The organism is Luteitalea sp., assembly GCA_009377605.1.
Taxonomy (GTDB): domain Bacteria; phylum Acidobacteriota; class Vicinamibacteria; order Vicinamibacterales; family Vicinamibacteraceae; genus WHTT01.
In genome coordinates, this window is sequence record WHTT01000116.1 from 1 (window position 1) to 15,070 (window position 15,070).

The 15,070-nt window shown below is 62.8% G+C and carries 16 protein-coding genes and 2 pseudogenes; 13 read left to right on the forward strand and 5 right to left on the reverse strand.

What is annotated here, in order from left to right:
• Window positions 1-864: 864 nt before the first annotated feature.
• Together GEV06_25245 and GEV06_25250 are read left to right on the forward strand one after the other, a co-directional pair.
• Window positions 865-1,410, forward strand: a pseudogene (locus GEV06_25245) (vanillate O-demethylase oxidoreductase VanB).
• On the forward strand, window positions 1,400-1,753 hold the full coding sequence (locus GEV06_25250; GenBank protein ID MPZ21176.1) for a metalloregulator ArsR/SmtB family transcription factor: 354 nt from the start codon (window positions 1,400-1,402) through the stop codon (window positions 1,751-1,753). The pseudogene GEV06_25245 and the gene GEV06_25250 overlap by 11 nt, the downstream one beginning before the upstream one ends.
• 64 nt (window positions 1,754-1,817) lie before the next feature.
• Here the strand turns inward: GEV06_25250 and GEV06_25255 are convergent, their stop codons facing one another.
• Window positions 1,818-4,364: an FtsX-like permease family protein gene (locus GEV06_25255; protein ID MPZ21177.1), complete on the reverse strand. Its 2,547-nt coding sequence runs from the start codon at window positions 4,362-4,364 to the stop codon at window positions 1,818-1,820.
• 133 nt (window positions 4,365-4,497) lie between these two features.
• Complete coding sequence (locus GEV06_25260; protein ID MPZ21178.1) at window positions 4,498-4,833, reverse strand: PadR family transcriptional regulator; 336 nt, start codon at window positions 4,831-4,833, stop codon at window positions 4,498-4,500.
• Between the two features lie 284 nt (window positions 4,834-5,117).
• On the opposite strand from GEV06_25260, the gene GEV06_25265 reads away from it, so the two are divergent.
• From GEV06_25265 to GEV06_25300, 8 genes are all read left to right on the forward strand, one after another.
• A complete protein-coding gene (locus GEV06_25265; protein ID MPZ21179.1) occupies window positions 5,118-5,513 on the forward strand; it encodes a BlaI/MecI/CopY family transcriptional regulator in 396 nt (131 codons plus the stop codon).
• A 129-nt stretch (window positions 5,514-5,642) separates the two neighbouring features.
• Window positions 5,643-5,879, forward strand: coding sequence for a type II toxin-antitoxin system prevent-host-death family antitoxin (locus GEV06_25270; GenBank protein MPZ21180.1), 237 nt, complete (start codon window positions 5,643-5,645; stop codon window positions 5,877-5,879).
• A 6-nt stretch (window positions 5,880-5,885) separates the two neighbouring features.
• Window positions 5,886-6,275, forward strand: a complete 390-nt coding sequence (locus GEV06_25275) for a PIN domain-containing protein (protein ID MPZ21181.1) — start codon at window positions 5,886-5,888, stop codon at window positions 6,273-6,275.
• Between the two features lie 111 nt (window positions 6,276-6,386).
• Window positions 6,387-6,728 (forward strand): metalloregulator ArsR/SmtB family transcription factor, encoded by a 342-nt coding sequence (locus GEV06_25280; GenBank protein MPZ21182.1) that lies wholly within the window; start codon window positions 6,387-6,389, stop codon window positions 6,726-6,728.
• A gap of 25 nt (window positions 6,729-6,753) precedes the next feature.
• The gene (locus GEV06_25285; GenBank protein MPZ21183.1) at window positions 6,754-7,233 is read left to right on the forward strand and encodes an ATPase; all 480 of its coding nucleotides are present in this window, start codon (window positions 6,754-6,756) and stop codon (window positions 7,231-7,233) included.
• Window positions 7,234-7,380: 147 nt separating this feature from the next.
• Window positions 7,381-7,599: a hypothetical protein gene (locus GEV06_25290; GenBank protein ID MPZ21184.1), complete on the forward strand. Its 219-nt coding sequence runs from the start codon at window positions 7,381-7,383 to the stop codon at window positions 7,597-7,599.
• Window positions 7,600-7,649: 50 nt separating this feature from the next.
• Window positions 7,650-8,129, forward strand: a complete 480-nt coding sequence (locus tag GEV06_25295) for a hypothetical protein (GenBank protein MPZ21185.1) — start codon at window positions 7,650-7,652, stop codon at window positions 8,127-8,129.
• 151 nt (window positions 8,130-8,280) lie between these two features.
• Window positions 8,281-8,625: an NIPSNAP family protein gene (locus GEV06_25300; protein ID MPZ21186.1), complete on the forward strand. Its 345-nt coding sequence runs from the start codon at window positions 8,281-8,283 to the stop codon at window positions 8,623-8,625.
• 11 nt (window positions 8,626-8,636) lie between these two features.
• Here GEV06_25300 and GEV06_25305 read toward each other — a convergent pair whose 3' ends face one another.
• Window positions 8,637-11,054, reverse strand: coding sequence for an esterase-like activity of phytase family protein (locus tag GEV06_25305; protein MPZ21187.1), 2,418 nt, complete (start codon window positions 11,052-11,054; stop codon window positions 8,637-8,639).
• 350 nt (window positions 11,055-11,404) lie between these two features.
• Between GEV06_25305 and GEV06_25310 the strand changes: the two genes are divergently transcribed.
• The 3 genes from GEV06_25310 to arsM all read left to right on the forward strand — a co-directional run bounded on the left by GEV06_25310 (window position 11,405) and on the right by arsM (window position 13,323).
• The gene (locus GEV06_25310; protein ID MPZ21188.1) at window positions 11,405-11,746 is read left to right on the forward strand and encodes a hypothetical protein; all 342 of its coding nucleotides are present in this window, start codon (window positions 11,405-11,407) and stop codon (window positions 11,744-11,746) included.
• 83 nt (window positions 11,747-11,829) lie between these two features.
• Entirely contained in the window at window positions 11,830-12,372 is a 543-nt protein-coding gene (locus GEV06_25315; protein ID MPZ21189.1) for a MarR family transcriptional regulator, read from the forward strand.
• A gap of 102 nt (window positions 12,373-12,474) precedes the next feature.
• Window positions 12,475-13,323 carry an arsenite methyltransferase gene (arsM, locus tag GEV06_25320; protein MPZ21190.1) on the forward strand — a complete coding sequence of 283 codons (849 nt, stop codon included), beginning with the start codon at window positions 12,475-12,477 and terminating at the stop codon, window positions 13,321-13,323.
• Window positions 13,324-13,373: 50 nt separating this feature from the next.
• On the opposite strand, the gene GEV06_25325 is transcribed toward arsM, so the two are convergent.
• Window positions 13,374-14,492: an alcohol dehydrogenase catalytic domain-containing protein gene (locus GEV06_25325; protein ID MPZ21191.1), complete on the reverse strand. Its 1,119-nt coding sequence runs from the start codon at window positions 14,490-14,492 to the stop codon at window positions 13,374-13,376.
• 131 nt (window positions 14,493-14,623) lie between these two features.
• Window positions 14,624-14,959, reverse strand: a pseudogene (locus tag GEV06_25330) (helix-turn-helix domain-containing protein).
• Window positions 14,960-15,070 lie beyond the last annotated feature (111 nt).

Sequence of the window (15,070 nt, forward strand, 5' to 3'; positions counted from 1 at the left end):
GACCTCGTATCGGGCGGGATCACGAAAGAGACGTCGTTCGTGGAGGTCGTGGCACGCGACGCACCTCGAGCGGCCGTCGACGGGAATGCGTTCGAGATTGAAGACGGCGTCGACGGCGTCCTGATTCAGGATGCCGTCGTCGAGAACGTGGCAGGGAACGGCGTCGGCATGCGCAACCACGACACGGCGGACCACATCAACCAGTCGAGCGATGTGGAATTGCGCAATGTGACGTTCCGGAAGATCGGCGGCGCGTTCGCGGTCTTCGCCAGTGCGCGACCGGCGGCCGAGCGTGCGGTCAACACCTATCGGCGCGTGCGACTCATCAACGTGGCCACCGACGCCCCGGTGGCGTTCTGGGGACCGCTCCAAGGGCTCGAGATTGATGGCGGTCGGTACGGCGCCATTTACGTCGGCTTCAACTCCGCGTCCGGCCCAGCGGCCGCCGCGCACGCCGTGGGCGACGCCACTCTCGGGAACCTCGACGCCGCGACGATTCGCATCAATGGAGGATCGGAAGCCGTGCGACTGACGGGTGTCCGGGCGGGCACGGTCGAGCACGTCGGCAGCCCAAGAGATGAGTAATGCCCGTCCTGAGCCCGCCCCGGATCAGCACAGCCGGGACCCGTCCGGGCTCCACGCCCGCGGCCTTCAGCTCTGCCAGGATGGCAGCGCCCGTCTCATCCAGCCCGGCGTCCATTAGTGAAGAACTTTGTCCGCGCACGCGACGTTGGATGATTCAGACGAGGAAATGAGATGAAGACCGATCAAACACACTCCAGCCACCCTGCTCCTATGTGCAACCCGTCAGTTGCAGATCGTCGCCAGGCACGCTAGAATGCAACCAGGAGGTTGCACGTGACCATGAGCACAACGACGGTATCCGATCGGATCGAGAAGAAAGTCTTGCTGCACGCGCCGCGTTCCCGCATCTGGCGCGCCCTGACCGACGCCGGGGAGCTGGGACAATGGTTCGGCGCTAGTGTGGTGTCTCCGAAATAGCTTGTGCACCGAGGGCGCCGATGCAGCGGCGGCCGAATGCCAAGCTATTTCGGAGACACCACACTAGGTTGTCGGGTGTCATCGCTCCCGGTGCGCACATCCGGGGTCCAGTGACACACAAGGACTACGAACATCTCATGTTCGACATCACGATCGAACGGTGTGGAGCCGGAGCGTCTCGTCTCGTGGCGCTGGCATCCCAATCCGATGGATCCGCAAGTGGACTACTCGGCCGAGCCGACCACCCTGGTCACCTTCGAGCTCGCAGAAGTCGAAGGCGGCATCCTGCTGACGGTGGTCGAGTCGGGATTCAACGCGATCCCGTTGGCGCGGCGCGCGGGCGCCTATCGCGGCAACGACGAAGGCTGGGCCGCGCAGATGGAGAACATCAGAAAGCATGTCGACTAAGCGGCATCGCACGGCGGCGAGCAGCGCTCAGCTCGCGCGATCGGTGCCTGTCTTCGCTGCGCTCGGCGACCAGACGCGGCTCGAGTTGGTCAGCCGCCTCTGTACCGATGGCCCGATGTCGATTACACGCCTGGCGCGTGGCGCGAGCGTCACGCGTCAGGCGGTGACCAAGCACCTGCACGTCCTGGCGAGCGCGGGCCTGGTGCGCGGCACGCGGATGGGTCGTGAGAGCATCTGGGAGCTCGAGCCGCATCAGCTCGAACAGGCGCGGCGCACGCTCGACACGATCTCTGCACAGTGGGACAGCGCGCTCGACCGGCTGAAGCGCTTCGTGGAAGAGTAATCAACGAGCGAAGATCGCAAACGTCCTCGGAACACATGCGGAGGCGTTTACTGGCTGCGATCGTTTACCTCAACACGCGCATTGGATCAACGGTTGCCGCTCTCCGGGCAGGAAGCCAACTGGCCGCCAGCGCGACGATGATGAAGAGCAACGCGATACTCGCGAACGTCGCCGGATCGCTGGGGCTAGTACGGAAGAGCAGCCCGGTCATGATTCTGGTCAATGCGAACGCACCGCCAATACCCAGCGTCACGCCCGCAAGCACCAAGACTAGACCGCGTCGCAGCACGCTTCCCAAAATGTCGCTCGGCTGTGCGCCCAACGCGCGACGAATGCCAATTTCTTGGGTACGCAGTGCCACCGAGTAAGCCAGGACGCCATAGATGCCAATCACGGCAAGCAAGAGCGCGGTGCCTGCGAACAATCCCAAGAGCCATGTCACGAGGCGCTGCGGTCCCACCGACGCCTCGAATATCTCCTCCATCATTCGTATATCCGCAACCGGCTGATCGCGGTCGATCGCCAGCACTTCGGCGCGAATGGCGTTCACAGAGAGCAACGGGTCGCCCTGCGTACGAACCGCCAAGTACCCTACCTGCGGCGGATACAGGATCTTGGGGATGTAAAACCGAGGCTCGGTGTCGCGGGTCAATGCGCGCTCGTGCACATCCGCCACGACTCCCACGATCTCGAGGGGACCGGCTTCGAGAATTGGCACGGTGATCCGCTTGCCGATCGGGTCCGCGCCGCCGGGATAGGCCGGCCAGAAACGGCGGGCGAAGCTTTCGTTGACAATTACGACGGGCGGTGCGCTCCGCGTGTTGTCAGCGGCCGTGAATTCCCGTCCGCGCTGAAGAGACGCCCCCAAGACCCGAAAATAACCGGGTGTAATCGTCTGCAAGCCGATCCCCAGGTGACCTGGTTCTGCGATCTCCTGTCCCTGAATCTGTAGGTTGGTTCCAAGCTGACCGCGCGCTGTTGGCAGCGTGCGCACCGCTGTGGCACCGCGCACGCCGGGTACAGTTTCCACTCGACGCACCAACTCTTCAAAGAATGCCGCTCGCTTCTCAGGCGAGTCGTAGCGCGTCATCGGCAAGGGAATCCGCATCGTCAGTAAGCCCGCGGGGCGAAAGCCCGTATCGACACTCGCCAGTCTCGCGAGGGTCTTGATCATCAGGCCAGCACCCACGAGTAACACCATCGACAACGCAACTTGGCCGATAATCAGCATCCCCCACGTGCTGATGCCGACGATTCGACGCTTCCCAGGTGTTCCTGTGCTGGCAGCACCGGCCTGGCGCAGCATGTCCACGACACGCGGCCGGATAATCTGCAACGCCGGAGCTATTCCAAACGAGGCGCCCGTCGCGATCGAGAGCACCGCGGTGAATCCGAGCACGATGCCGTCGATGTGAATCTCATTGGCACGCGGTAGATCAAAGACCGTCATTGTCGTGATGACGCTGGACGAGAACCAGGCCAAGAGCACACCCAACACACCGCCTGCCGTCGCCAGCAGCAGACTCTCGGTGAGGAGCTGTCGGATGAGCTGCCCCCGCGCCGCACCTAGCGCTGTCCTGATCGCGAACTCGCGGGACCGAGACGTCGCCCGCGCCATCAACAGGCTCGCCACGTTGGCGCAGGCGATCAACAGCACGAAGCCGACGGCGCCCAAGAGCATCCAGAGCATCGTGGACACGTTCTTCGTCAGTTGATCCTTCAGCTGTGCCAATCGTAGAGGTCCGGTGTAGACGTTCTTGTTCGGATAAGCCGTGGCGTACCGTTCGTTCAGCACATTCAGTTCCGAGCGTGCCTGTTCGAGCGTGACCCCTGGCTTCAACCGAGCAAATCCCAACAACGGGGAGCAACACCGTCGGAATGAGGGCTCCAAATTGGACCACTCGGCTGGCTGAGTCATCCAAACGTCGACCGCCGGAAACGGGAATTGAAATGCCGCGGGAAGTACGCCGACGATGGTGTACGCCGTTGAATTGAGATTGGCGGTCTTGCCCGCCAGCGACGCATCACCTCCGAACCGCCGCCTCCACAACTCGGCACTGATCATCGCCACAGGCGCGCCGCCGACCGTATCTTCCTCAGCGAGAAAACTTCGGCCCAATGCTGGCCTTACGCCCAAGACGTCCAGGAAGTTGGCAGAAACGCGCGCTCCCTTCAGTGCCTCCGGACCGCCCTTGCCAGAGAGCGTCACGTCTTCTGGATGAGCAAGGAACGCGCCAAGGCCCGCGTAAGACTGGGCCATGCCCCTCACGACTTCCAGTCGCTCCAACGAGAAACGGCTGTCGGTACCCTCGTCTGGGTTGTCCCTTGCGATGTACACCAAGCGGTCGGGGTCGGGGTAATCGAGCGGTCGCAACAGCACGCCGTGAATCACCGAAAACATGGCCGTGTTACCGCCGATTCCGATAGCCAACGTCAGAACCGCCGCGGCGGTGAACGCCGGAGACTTTCGCAGCGACCTGGCTGCGAATCGGACATCACGAAACAAGTCCTCGAAGAACGTGAACGCAAAGAGATCGTGGCTTTGCTCCTTGATCTGCGTCGCGTTGCCGAACTGACGACGTGCGGCAGCTCGAGCCTCCGCCTGGGTCATGCCTTGCGCACGGTGATGGTCCTCGAGGAGGTTCAGGTGAAGTTGCAGTTCGTCCTGCAGGTCCTGATCGTGGTGGCGCCGAATGAGAGCGCGTATCCGTAACCGGCCTCGTGTCATCCAGGCAGGCATGCCTCTACGCCTCCTGCAGAATCGCCGCAATGGCGGCGGCGATCGCGTCCCATCGCCCGGTTTCATGCCTCAGCTGCTTGCGACCCGCCCGCGTGAGCTTGTAGTACTTCGCCTTCCGGTTGTTCTCGGTGAGGCGCCACTCGGACTCGATCCACCCCTCGAGCTCCATCTTGTGCAGGGCCGGGTAGAGCGATCCTTCCTCGACGCGCAAGACATCTTTGGAGATCTGCTCAATCCGCCGTGCGATCCCGAACCCATGATTAGACGTGGGTGCGAGAACCCGGAGAATGAGTAACGGTAGCGTGCCCTGGAGCAGCTCGCCCGACTGTGCTCGTCCCATAGATGCTTGATGGGATGTTGTCGCAAGGAATCATTTCTGTCAAGAACGCAGCCGTGTCTGATTTCGCTGCTGGCGGTCCGGGGAGGGGCGTATTCACCGGCATCGTCACCCACGAGTGCCGTCCAAGCACGCCCACGAATGCGACAGTCGCTCTGGCAGGGTGAATGCGATGCAGGCCAGCCTGTCCAGACCTGGAGCGAGTGAATGGGGTGTGCAGCAACTCCTGGTTCGTTGACAGATCTACTATTTCATAGTAGATCTTGACGACGGATAGTAGGAGACTCATGACTCACGCGAAGCTCACGAAGCTCGAGCTGCAAATCCTGGAGATCCTCTGGGCGCGGGACAACGCCTCCATTCGCGAGATCCAGGAGGCGTTTCCAGAGCCTCGTCCGGCCTACACCACCATTCAGACGACGGTCTATCGGTTGGAAGGAAAGAAGGCCGTACGGCGGATACGAAAAATCAGCAACGCGCACATTTTCGAGCCGATTGTTCCCCGTGACGTCGCACGACACCGGCTGCTCGACGAGATACTGAGCTTCTTCGGCGGAAAAGCGCAACCGATGATGGCGCAGCTCGCCGAGGCGGGGAAGCTGACGCTCGACGATGTCCGCCAGTTGGAGAAGGCGATCAAGAGGCGTGCGCAGCAACCCAACCCCGGAAGGAGTCGCAAATGATCGGCGAGGCAGCGGGGAGGAACCGGGTCATCGGCTTACTCGTGTCGCTCGCGATTCACCTGTCCGATCTGGCGAGGGAATGAGATAAGATGACTTAGTTCATTGACTTAGTCATATTCCGTCGCTAGAATGAGCGGTATGACGAGCGTCAACGTCCACGAGGCAAAGACCCACCTGTCCCGCCTGCTCGACCGAGCGCATGCCGGTGAAGAAATCATCATCGCCAAGCACGGTAAGCCGTATGCGCGTCTCGTTCCGCTGCCGGGTCGCCAGCCGAAGAGGCAGGCGGGGACGCTCCGCGGCTTCGTCGAGATCACCGAGACGTTTTTCGAGCCGCTGCCATCGGAGTGGCGTGGCGAGGAATAGAGTAGCGTGCTTCACACGCGAGTCCTGCTCGACACACACGCTCTCCTATGGTGGGCTGCAAACACGAAGGCGCTGAGCAGGAAGGTCAGGCGCCTCATCGAGGATGAGCGTACGCGGGTCTTCGTGAGCGCCGCCAGCGGCTGGGAGATCGCCACGAAGGTGCGACTCGGGACGCTGAAATGGACAGGTCCTGAGTCAGTCGAATCATACTGTATCGGGCAGGGATTCAAGCTTCTACCGGTGACGTTGGCACACGCAGAGAGGGCCGGCTCCTGGCCCCAGGAGCACGGCGATCCGTTCGACCGGATGCTCGCAGCTCAGGGCGACCGAGAGCAGATGCCAATCGCGACAAGCGATCCGAACATCGCACGGTTCGAGGTCGAGACGATCTGGTGATCACGGTCGACTCACGAAGACTCTGAAAGACGCGCTTCAGCGATACATTGACCTGACGCATCCCATAAAATGCTTTGACAGGAATATGAATAGTGAGGCATATTAGCAGCCGTGATCGAGACGTTGGCTGCTCTTGCGGAGCCGAACCGTTTTCGCATCGTCGAGCTGCTGCGTTCGGGACCCCGCCCAGTGAATGACATCGGCGAGCGCCTTCACCTCAACCAGCCGCAGGTGTCGAAGCATCTGCGTGTGCTGAAAGATGCCGGGCTCGTCGCCGTGCAACCGCGCGCCCAACAGCGGCTCTACGGGCTGCGCGCAGAACCCCTCCGCCAACTTCACGAGTGGCTCGAGCGCTATCGCCAAGTCTGGGATGCGCGCTTCGACGAGCTGGACGAGCTCATCGAAGAGCTCAAAGGGAAGGAGACGTCCGATGGTCGCAAGAGAAGGAAGTGATCCGGCCTCGAAGAACCGCACATCGATGGAGCTCGAAGGCGATCGCGAGATCGTCATCGCGCGCACGTTCAACGCGCCGGCGCGGATCGTGTTCGACGCCTGGACCAAGCCCGAGCACGTGAGCCGCTGGTGGGCGCCCAGGTCGCGCGGCGTCTCCGTCGTGACCTGCGACGCCGACATCCACGTCGGCGGCGAGTACCGTTACGTCCTCCGGCTCGACACGGGCAAGGAATTCGCGTTCTCGGGTAAGTACACCGAGGTCTTGCCGTACTCTCGCCTGGTCTACACAGAGATCTTCGAGCCGACGGCCTCCGGCGCGCAACCGGGGGATGCCGAGCTCATCGTCACGGTCACGTTCGACGAGCAGGGGGGCAAGACGCACCTCGTGTCGCGCAGCCGCTGTCCGTCGAAGGAAGTGCGCGACGCTATCCTCGCGTCTGGCATGGAGCACGGCATGCGCGAGACGATGGATCAGCTGGAGGAGCTCGTCGGGTCGCTTCGTTGACAGCCGCGAGCCTCCTGAGGGTCTCCTACGCGGTCAAGCCTCCAAGCCGCCGATCGATTCTCGGTGGCCGGTCTGATCTCGCGACCAGTCGGTGAAGAATGACGTCCAGGCACACGACGTTGGGTGATTCAGAACGAGGGGAATGAGATGAAGATCGACCGAACTTACCCCAAGGACATAGACCAGTACATTGCGGACTTCCCACGACCCGTGCAGAGCGTGCTCAAGCGCGTGCGGAGCACCATTCGCAAGGCCGTACCGGGAGCCGAAGAACTGATCTCGTACAGGATCGAAGGTATCGCGAAGTTCCGCGCGAATGAGGTCGTCGCGCGCCCAAAGGCGAAGGCGGCCTCGAAGAAGCGCTAGCCTGCGCTACCTTCTGCAGCGAGCTGGCGCGCCTGCTGGTCCTGTCGATCGTGCCCCGCGTCCTCCGCGGCGTCGTCCGTCCAACGATCTACACCGGCAACGCCATGCACGACTTCGCCTACGCGCACCAGGTCGTCCAGCAGTCGGGCCGGGCCATGCCGAATGCTTTCCTCATCCCGATGAGCAAGACCCCCGAGTGGTGGGCGAAGGACTGGATGGAGCGACACACCTATTTTCTGCCGCGGTACGACGCGCAGGGGCAGATTGTGCACGAAGGACACGCGCTCGCGGCGGCCGCAGGCATCCCCAGCATCATGCGGCGGACCTACAAGAGCGAGGTGCAGCCGGCGCCGGAGGAGGCCTACGACTTCGTGAACTACTTCGAGTGCGCCGACGCCGATGTGCCAACACTCGAAGCCGTCGTTGCGGCGCTACGTGACCTGAAGAAGAACCCCGAGTGGACGTTCGTGCGCGAAGGCCCGATGTGGCGCGGCCGCCGAGTGCCGGCATGGCGGGAGCTGTTCGCGTGAACCGTCCAGCGGCAAAGAGAGCGAGGATGCAATGGAGCACACGAGTCGGCGCGACGTGATGCGGTTGTCATTGGGCCTGGCGGGCATTTCGTGGCTGCCTGGACAGGGCGATGGCGATTCGTCCGGCAGACCACGCACGAGGAGAGCGACAATGACCGTCACTTGTTTCATCCGATACGAAATCGATCCGTTTCAGCGAGAGGGATTCAAGGAGTACGCCGAGAACTGGGGCCGCATCATCCCTCGATGCGGCGGCCATCTCGTGGGGTATTTCCTGCCGCATGAAGGCACGAACAACGTGGCTTGGGGATTGATCGCCTTCGACAGTCTCGCTTCGTACGAGGCATACCGGAATAGGTTGAGGACCGATCCGGACGCGCGCAAGAACTTCGCCATGGCACAGGCACAACGCCTCATTGTTCGCGAAGAACGGAACTTCGTGGAAGTCGTTGATGGGACCTTCGACATTGCCGCCGCGCTCGCAGACAACGCGTGAAGCCCTATCTGTCAGCGGAAGAGCCACCAGTACGGACCCAGGTCGAAAAACCACGTCTCGCCGGACCAGTCGTCGACACCATCGTTGTCGGTCACAACGTAGGTATGGCCGTCCGCTGTCACTGCAACCCCTTCGGGCTTGTCCGTCATCCATCCGTTGGTCGCTGCGAAATCAGGAAGCAGATCGTAGACGACCTTCTCGGTGTGGCTGATCAGCCGGTCGGCAGTGGCTGGGAGGTCGACCCTTGCCAGTGTCTTGAGCTCCGCGAAGTCGCCTGTCAGATTGTCCCGCTCGATCACGAGGTACTCGCCCGAGGGCGTCTCGGTGATTTCCGACAGGCCGACCCAGCTGGCATTGGCCGGCTTTGGCGCGAGCTCCCAAGCAAGGGAATCCCAGCTGTCGCTCTGCGGATCGTAGATCCAGATACGGGTCCAATTCGGCTCGCCGCCGACGTTGAGGCCCCCGCCATCGTCGTCCAAGTCTTCGCACTCCCCAGTCGTGTAGTCCCAGCCGCGCTGCTGCGCGACGAGGAGACGGTACGCGCCACGCCGGCCTCGAAGAACAGCGACCCCCTCGAAACCGGAGCCGAGCGTTGTGCGGTTGGTGGATGCGGCGCGGCAGGCCAGGATTTCTGTCGGCAAGCCAATCTCGGTGAGTACCTGACCTGTGAGGTCGGTCTGGATCAGAAGGTTTTGTCTGCTGTCGCTGGCGTTGCCCTCGCTTGCGATCCACAACGTGTCATCCGGCGCCACCGTGATGCCCTCGGGATCGTAGTTGCCGCTCCCGTTCTGGATGGTCAGTGCGCCAGTGATGACGGCCGGCTTGCTTGAAACGTCAATGGCCAAGATGCGACTCTCACTGAAATACGAGTCCCACACCGCGAGAATAGTATCTGGCCGCCCGGGAATCGAGGTCATTCCTGAGAGTGCAGACCATGGGATCGGCGAGCCCGCCCTGTCGCGCGAGACGATCTGCGGGTACTCTGGCGCCTCGCGCGTGAGCTCGTAAATCATCACCGTCGACCGTACGCCGAAGGAGGGATCGTCGGTTTCGCCAGACGCCACCAGCAGGTTGCGGTGCGGGATAGCGAGGAGCCCCTCGGGTCCGAGCGGCGCAGGAAGGAGCTGCGTGAACCGAGGCCGCCCGAAGCGGTCGAGCAGGTAGACGGCGATGAAGCTACCGCGCTCGCTCCCAACGAAGAGGTACTCCTGGCCACGAAACCGGGCGTACTCGATGGCTTCTGGCTCCGTGCCCTTGTTCTCCGACCGGCTTTCCGGATAGTGGCCGTGCCGAACTGCGAGCTCCTCGAGCGAGACTCCGCTGTCGAAGGCGAGAGCCCCTTCCGGAGTGAAGATCGAGAAGCCACGACTGCCGCCGAAGAGGTCGCCCTCATTGGCGGTGGCGATGTTCAGGTGGCCCCACCCGCCTGGGATCCATGCAACGGCATCTGGCTCACGCGGAACATTGGCAAGCGCATCGGCGAGCGCAATGACGTCGTCTTCGGTGGCATCGATGCCGTTGAGCGTGACAACGCCGGCCGGGAAGTGATTGATGACTTGGTGCCGCGCGAGGTCCACGATCACGACGTGGTTGTTCTCCTGCAACGTCACCACTGCCTGATTGCGATGGTTGATGTCGACGAACTCCGGCTCCGGATCTTCTGGCGCGTACTCCGCCAGGCCCGTTAGAGCAACGTCATGGCGAATCCAGGCCGCCGGGTTCTGACCGGTGATCCCGATCACGGTCAGGTATCCCGGAGGATTGCCGAAGGGCGTCTGCGGCAAGCCGCCGACCACACCCGAGGCCTCTTCGCACAGGTCTTCGGTAGTGTTCACGCCCGACACATAATCGTCGTCTTCTACCACGTCGAGGCCGTTCTCACGACCGCCGACGCAGAGCGTCTCACTTCGCTCGTTCTCGATCGCGACGGCCACGAACCTGCGATCTGGACTGATTTGAATCGAGTCTGGCTGACCGCCGAGATCGATTTCCCAGACGACCGTCTTGCTCGGGATGTGGATGACGAGGAGACTGCCGCTCGGATCGAACACCGACTGGCTCGTGTTTGCGGCGACGAGCGCGTATCCGTTGCCGAGGACGTCCACGGACGTGGGCTCATAAACAACGTCGTCCGCAGGAGTCGGGTCGAGAATGATGCTGCCCGCGGGGAGGGGGCTCGCAGGATTCGTGATATCGATGAAGCCAACCTCGCCGCGCGGACCGTCGGTGTAGATCAGGGTCTTGCCATCGGCCGTCGCGGCGACGATCTCGGAGACCGTCTCGTCGGTGATGTTCGGATTGTTCCGGTAGTTCGCAAGGGTGCCGACACGATGAAAGCTACTCTCGCGCCTCCCCTTCCCTAGAGTGATATCCGACGTCACAGAACCGGCCAGTCCAGCACACAGCAATCCGATGGCGATCCTCGTCATCGTCCGTTCCCTTCCTTCCTGCAAGCAGGACACGGCACGCGCCGCCGCGGTCTCTCGCGTCGGGGTGGGCTATGCCAGCCCGCGCCCGAGGGTAGGACGCTACTCGACGGATGTGTCGAAGGGATTACGGGAGGAAGACAGCAGTGTGACGAGTCCTGCCTTGTGGGGAATGTTGCGCCCGCCTTCGCGACGTTGACGGCTCCTGCTACTGTGGTTGCCATCGACCACGGCTCGTGGAATGAGAAACCACTGGCGCACGCTATCGTGCTAGGAGCAGAAGGTGGCAGACTCGAGCGCGGGCTGGCGACATGAAACGGGCTTTCCTGAGACTCGGCAAGAAGGAGCTTCGCATGAGTGCAGGCGCAGTGAAGCCGCCGATTGCGCGCATCTGGCGCGGGCGCACGCCGCGGGAGCGCGCCGACGAATACGAGGCATACAACTACGAAGTCGGTATCAAGCCGCTCATCGGTAAAGCATTGGGCGTGCAGACGTTTCGTGAGGATCACGAGCACGACACCGAGTTCATGACGATTTCGTACTGGGCGAACATCGATGCGATGAGTGCCTTCACGGGCGGAGATCCGATGCAGGTGCATCACCTCGCGCGAGATGCGGACTTTCTGATCGAGCTACCCACACACGTCCAGATTCTACGGGTCCTCAAGACGCATGGCGTGACTGGCAGCGTGTGATGCCGAGCCGGTCTCCTAGTCCGAGGTGAGGCGTTTGGGGGGGTTGACGCGCTTTGCCACATCTCATATAGTTGCTACTGACAATGGCTTCGACGCTTGCACCACCTGTTCACGACGCCAAGCGCAGCGACGCCAGCTTACAGCGCCATGCGGAGGCGCTGCATGCGGCGGTGTCGGATCTGGTCCGCGTCTATCAGTTTCGGGACCGGGACTGCATCTGCTGCCATGACATCTCGGTGACGCAGTGCTATGCGCTCGAAGCGCTGAGCGAGCACGGCCCGCTGCGCCTCGGGGCGCTGGCCGACCGCCTGTATCTCGACAAGAGCACCACGAGCCGCGTGGTCGGCGCGCTCGTCCGCAAGGGTTACGTCGAGCCGCGGCGAGAGTCGGGCGATCGCCGAGCCGCGGCGCTGGTGGTCACCCGCGCGGGACGGCGGCTGTACGAACGGATTACCGCTGACCTGGTCGAGCAGCAGAAGGCGTTGTTGCAGGACTTGGATCCCGCGATCCGTGAGGGCGTCACGCAGGTCATTCGACGCTTCACGCGCGCTGCGGAAGCTCGGTTCCTATCGGGGACGAGCGTTGGTAGCTGCGGCCCGGCGGCCTGTTGCGGACCAGAAGGATAGGTTCGGAGCGGGCCTCCAGACTCCGCTCAGGATGTAGCCAGGGCCGGTTGTTGTCAGTAGCAACTGACCGGAGCAATCAGCAGATACGGTAGGAGGCGAATCATGGAAGATGTGAAGACGGCGGTCCGGACGAAGTACGGGGAGGCAGCGCGTCGCGTGGCGGCCGGCGAGGAGAGCGCCTGTTGTGGCACCTCTGCCTCGCAACCTGAGTGCTGTGATCCCATCACCTCGAACTTGTACGGTGCGAATGAGACCGGTGAGCTCCCGGAAGCGGCCGTGCAGGCGTCGCTCGGATGCGGCAATCCGACTGCGCTCGCGGAGCTGACGCCGGGTGAGGTCGTGCTCGATCTCGGGAGCGGCGGAGGCATCGATGTCCTGCTGTCAGCGCGGCGTGTCGGACCGACCGGCAAAGCGTATGGGCTCGATACCACCGACGAGATGCTCGCGCTCGCCGAGGAGAACAAGCAGAAGAGCGGTCTCACGAACGTCGAGTTCCTTCGAGGCGATATCGAGCAGATCCCGCTGCCAGACGCCAGCGTCGACGTCATCATCTCCAACTGCGTGATCAACCTCTCCGGCGACAAGGACCGCGTTCTCCGCGAGGCGTTTCGTGTGCTGAGACCGGGCGGTCGATTCGCCGTCAGCGACGTCGTCGTGCGCGGCGAATTGCCATCCCAGGTGCGGCGCTCCATGGAGCTCTGGGTAGGCTGCATCGCTGGAGCGCTGACGGAGAACGGCTACCGCGAGAAGCTGAGGGCCGCCGGTTTCGACGAAGTCGACATCGAGCCGACACGTATCTACGACCTCGAGGACGCGCGTGCGTTCCTCGCCGCGGAGGGCATCGACGTGGATGCGATCGCGCCAGAGGCGGCGGGTAAGGTCATCAGCGGCTTCGTCCGCGCGCGCAAGCCCACAGCGTGCTGCGATTCCACGTGCTGTGCTGAAGGCTGACGAGACCACCAAACGTTCGTTGAGTGACGGCGTTCATGCGATTCCTCCAGCTAGACCAGCGACGCCATATCGATGACGAAGCGGTACTTCACATCGCTTTTCACGAGCCGTGAGAAAGCCTCGTTGATCTGTTGAATTCGGATCAGCTCGATATCGGCCGTGATGCCATGATCGGCGCAGAAGTCGAGCATTTCCTGCGTTTCGCGAAGGCCACCGATCATCGAGCCCGCAAAGCTCCTCCGATTGAACAGCAGGGAGAACGCCGACGTCGGCAGCGGCGCTTCCGGCGCGCCGACCATCGTGAGCGTGCCGTCTCGCTTGAGCAGCGACAAGTAGGCGTTCACGTCATGGGCGGCCGAGACGGTGTCGAGAATGAAATCGAAGCTATTCGCATGCGTCGCCATCTCGTCGCTGTTCCGAGATACGACAACCTCGTCTGCGCCAAGGCGAAGACCATCGGCGCGCTTGCCCACCGACGAAGTCAGGAGCACGACGTGCGCGCCGAGCGCGTGCGCGAACTTGACGCCCATGTGGCCGAGGCCGCCAAGGCCGACGATTCCCACTTTCTGACCGGGCCCGACTTGCCAGTGGCGAAGCGGGGAATACGTGGTGATGCCAGCGCACAGCAGCGGCGCCGTCGCCGCGAGGTCGAGCCGGTCCGAGATGCGAAGCGTGAAGGCTTCGTCTACGACAATGCTGTCGGAATAGCCGCCATAGGTGGCGCCGCCGAGGTGCGGATCGGCGCTGTTGTAGGTGAAGGTCGCCACATTCTCGCAGTACTGCTCCATACCCTCACTGCAGCTTGCACAGGTCCGGCACGAATCGACCAGACAGCCGACGCCGGCCAGATCGCCCTCCTGAAACCGCGTCACTGCACTGCCAATCTCTTCGACACGGCCGACGATTTCATGTCCTGGGACGCAGGGATACTGCGTCGGGAGCGCATTGCTCCACTCGTTGCGCACCTGATGCAAATCGGAATGACAGACGCCGCAGTAGAGAATCCGGATCCTGACGTCCGTCGGACGAACTGCCCGCCGTTCGATCGAGAATGGCTGCATATCGGCCGACGGCGATCCGGCGGCATACGCGCGAGACACGGACGTCCGCGCGGCGAAAGGTGAGGAGTGATGCTCGGTCTGTATGACGGAATCAAACTCAGAAGTCATACTGACGACTGTACCGAATGGTGTAAGCGGGATCACTAGCGGGGTGAGCCAACGTATATGCAGAACGCGCCAACCCAGTGGACGACCGACTCGCCATCGAGGCGGGTCAGAAGTAACCGCTCTCGCGCGATTCATATTCCGTGCGGGAGCGGTGCGTGCAGCCGCGCGACCTGCGCGCGCCGTCGAGCGGCGCCGGGCGAGACGCCGATGAACCGCTTGAACGCTCGGCTGAACGCCGCCTCCGACTTGTAGCCGAGCCGACTGGCCAGCTCCGCCAGCGGCGGATCCTCCTCGACGAGCCACATCTCCGCCGCGTGCATCTTCCACCGCGTTGCGTAGTGCATCGCAGGTTCACCGACCAAGTCCGTGAAGCGCGCCGCGAATGCGGATCGCGACATCCCAACTACGCTCGCGAGCGATGCGACCGTCCAATGCCGCGTGGGATCGCGATGGACTAGGGCGATGGCTCACGTCAGACCTGGCGATACCCATGGTGGCGGCGCGCGACGTTGCCGACGTCGCGGTCGGAGCGCTCAGGACACGCAACTGGAAGGGGGCCTCCGTGCGCGAGCTCCTCG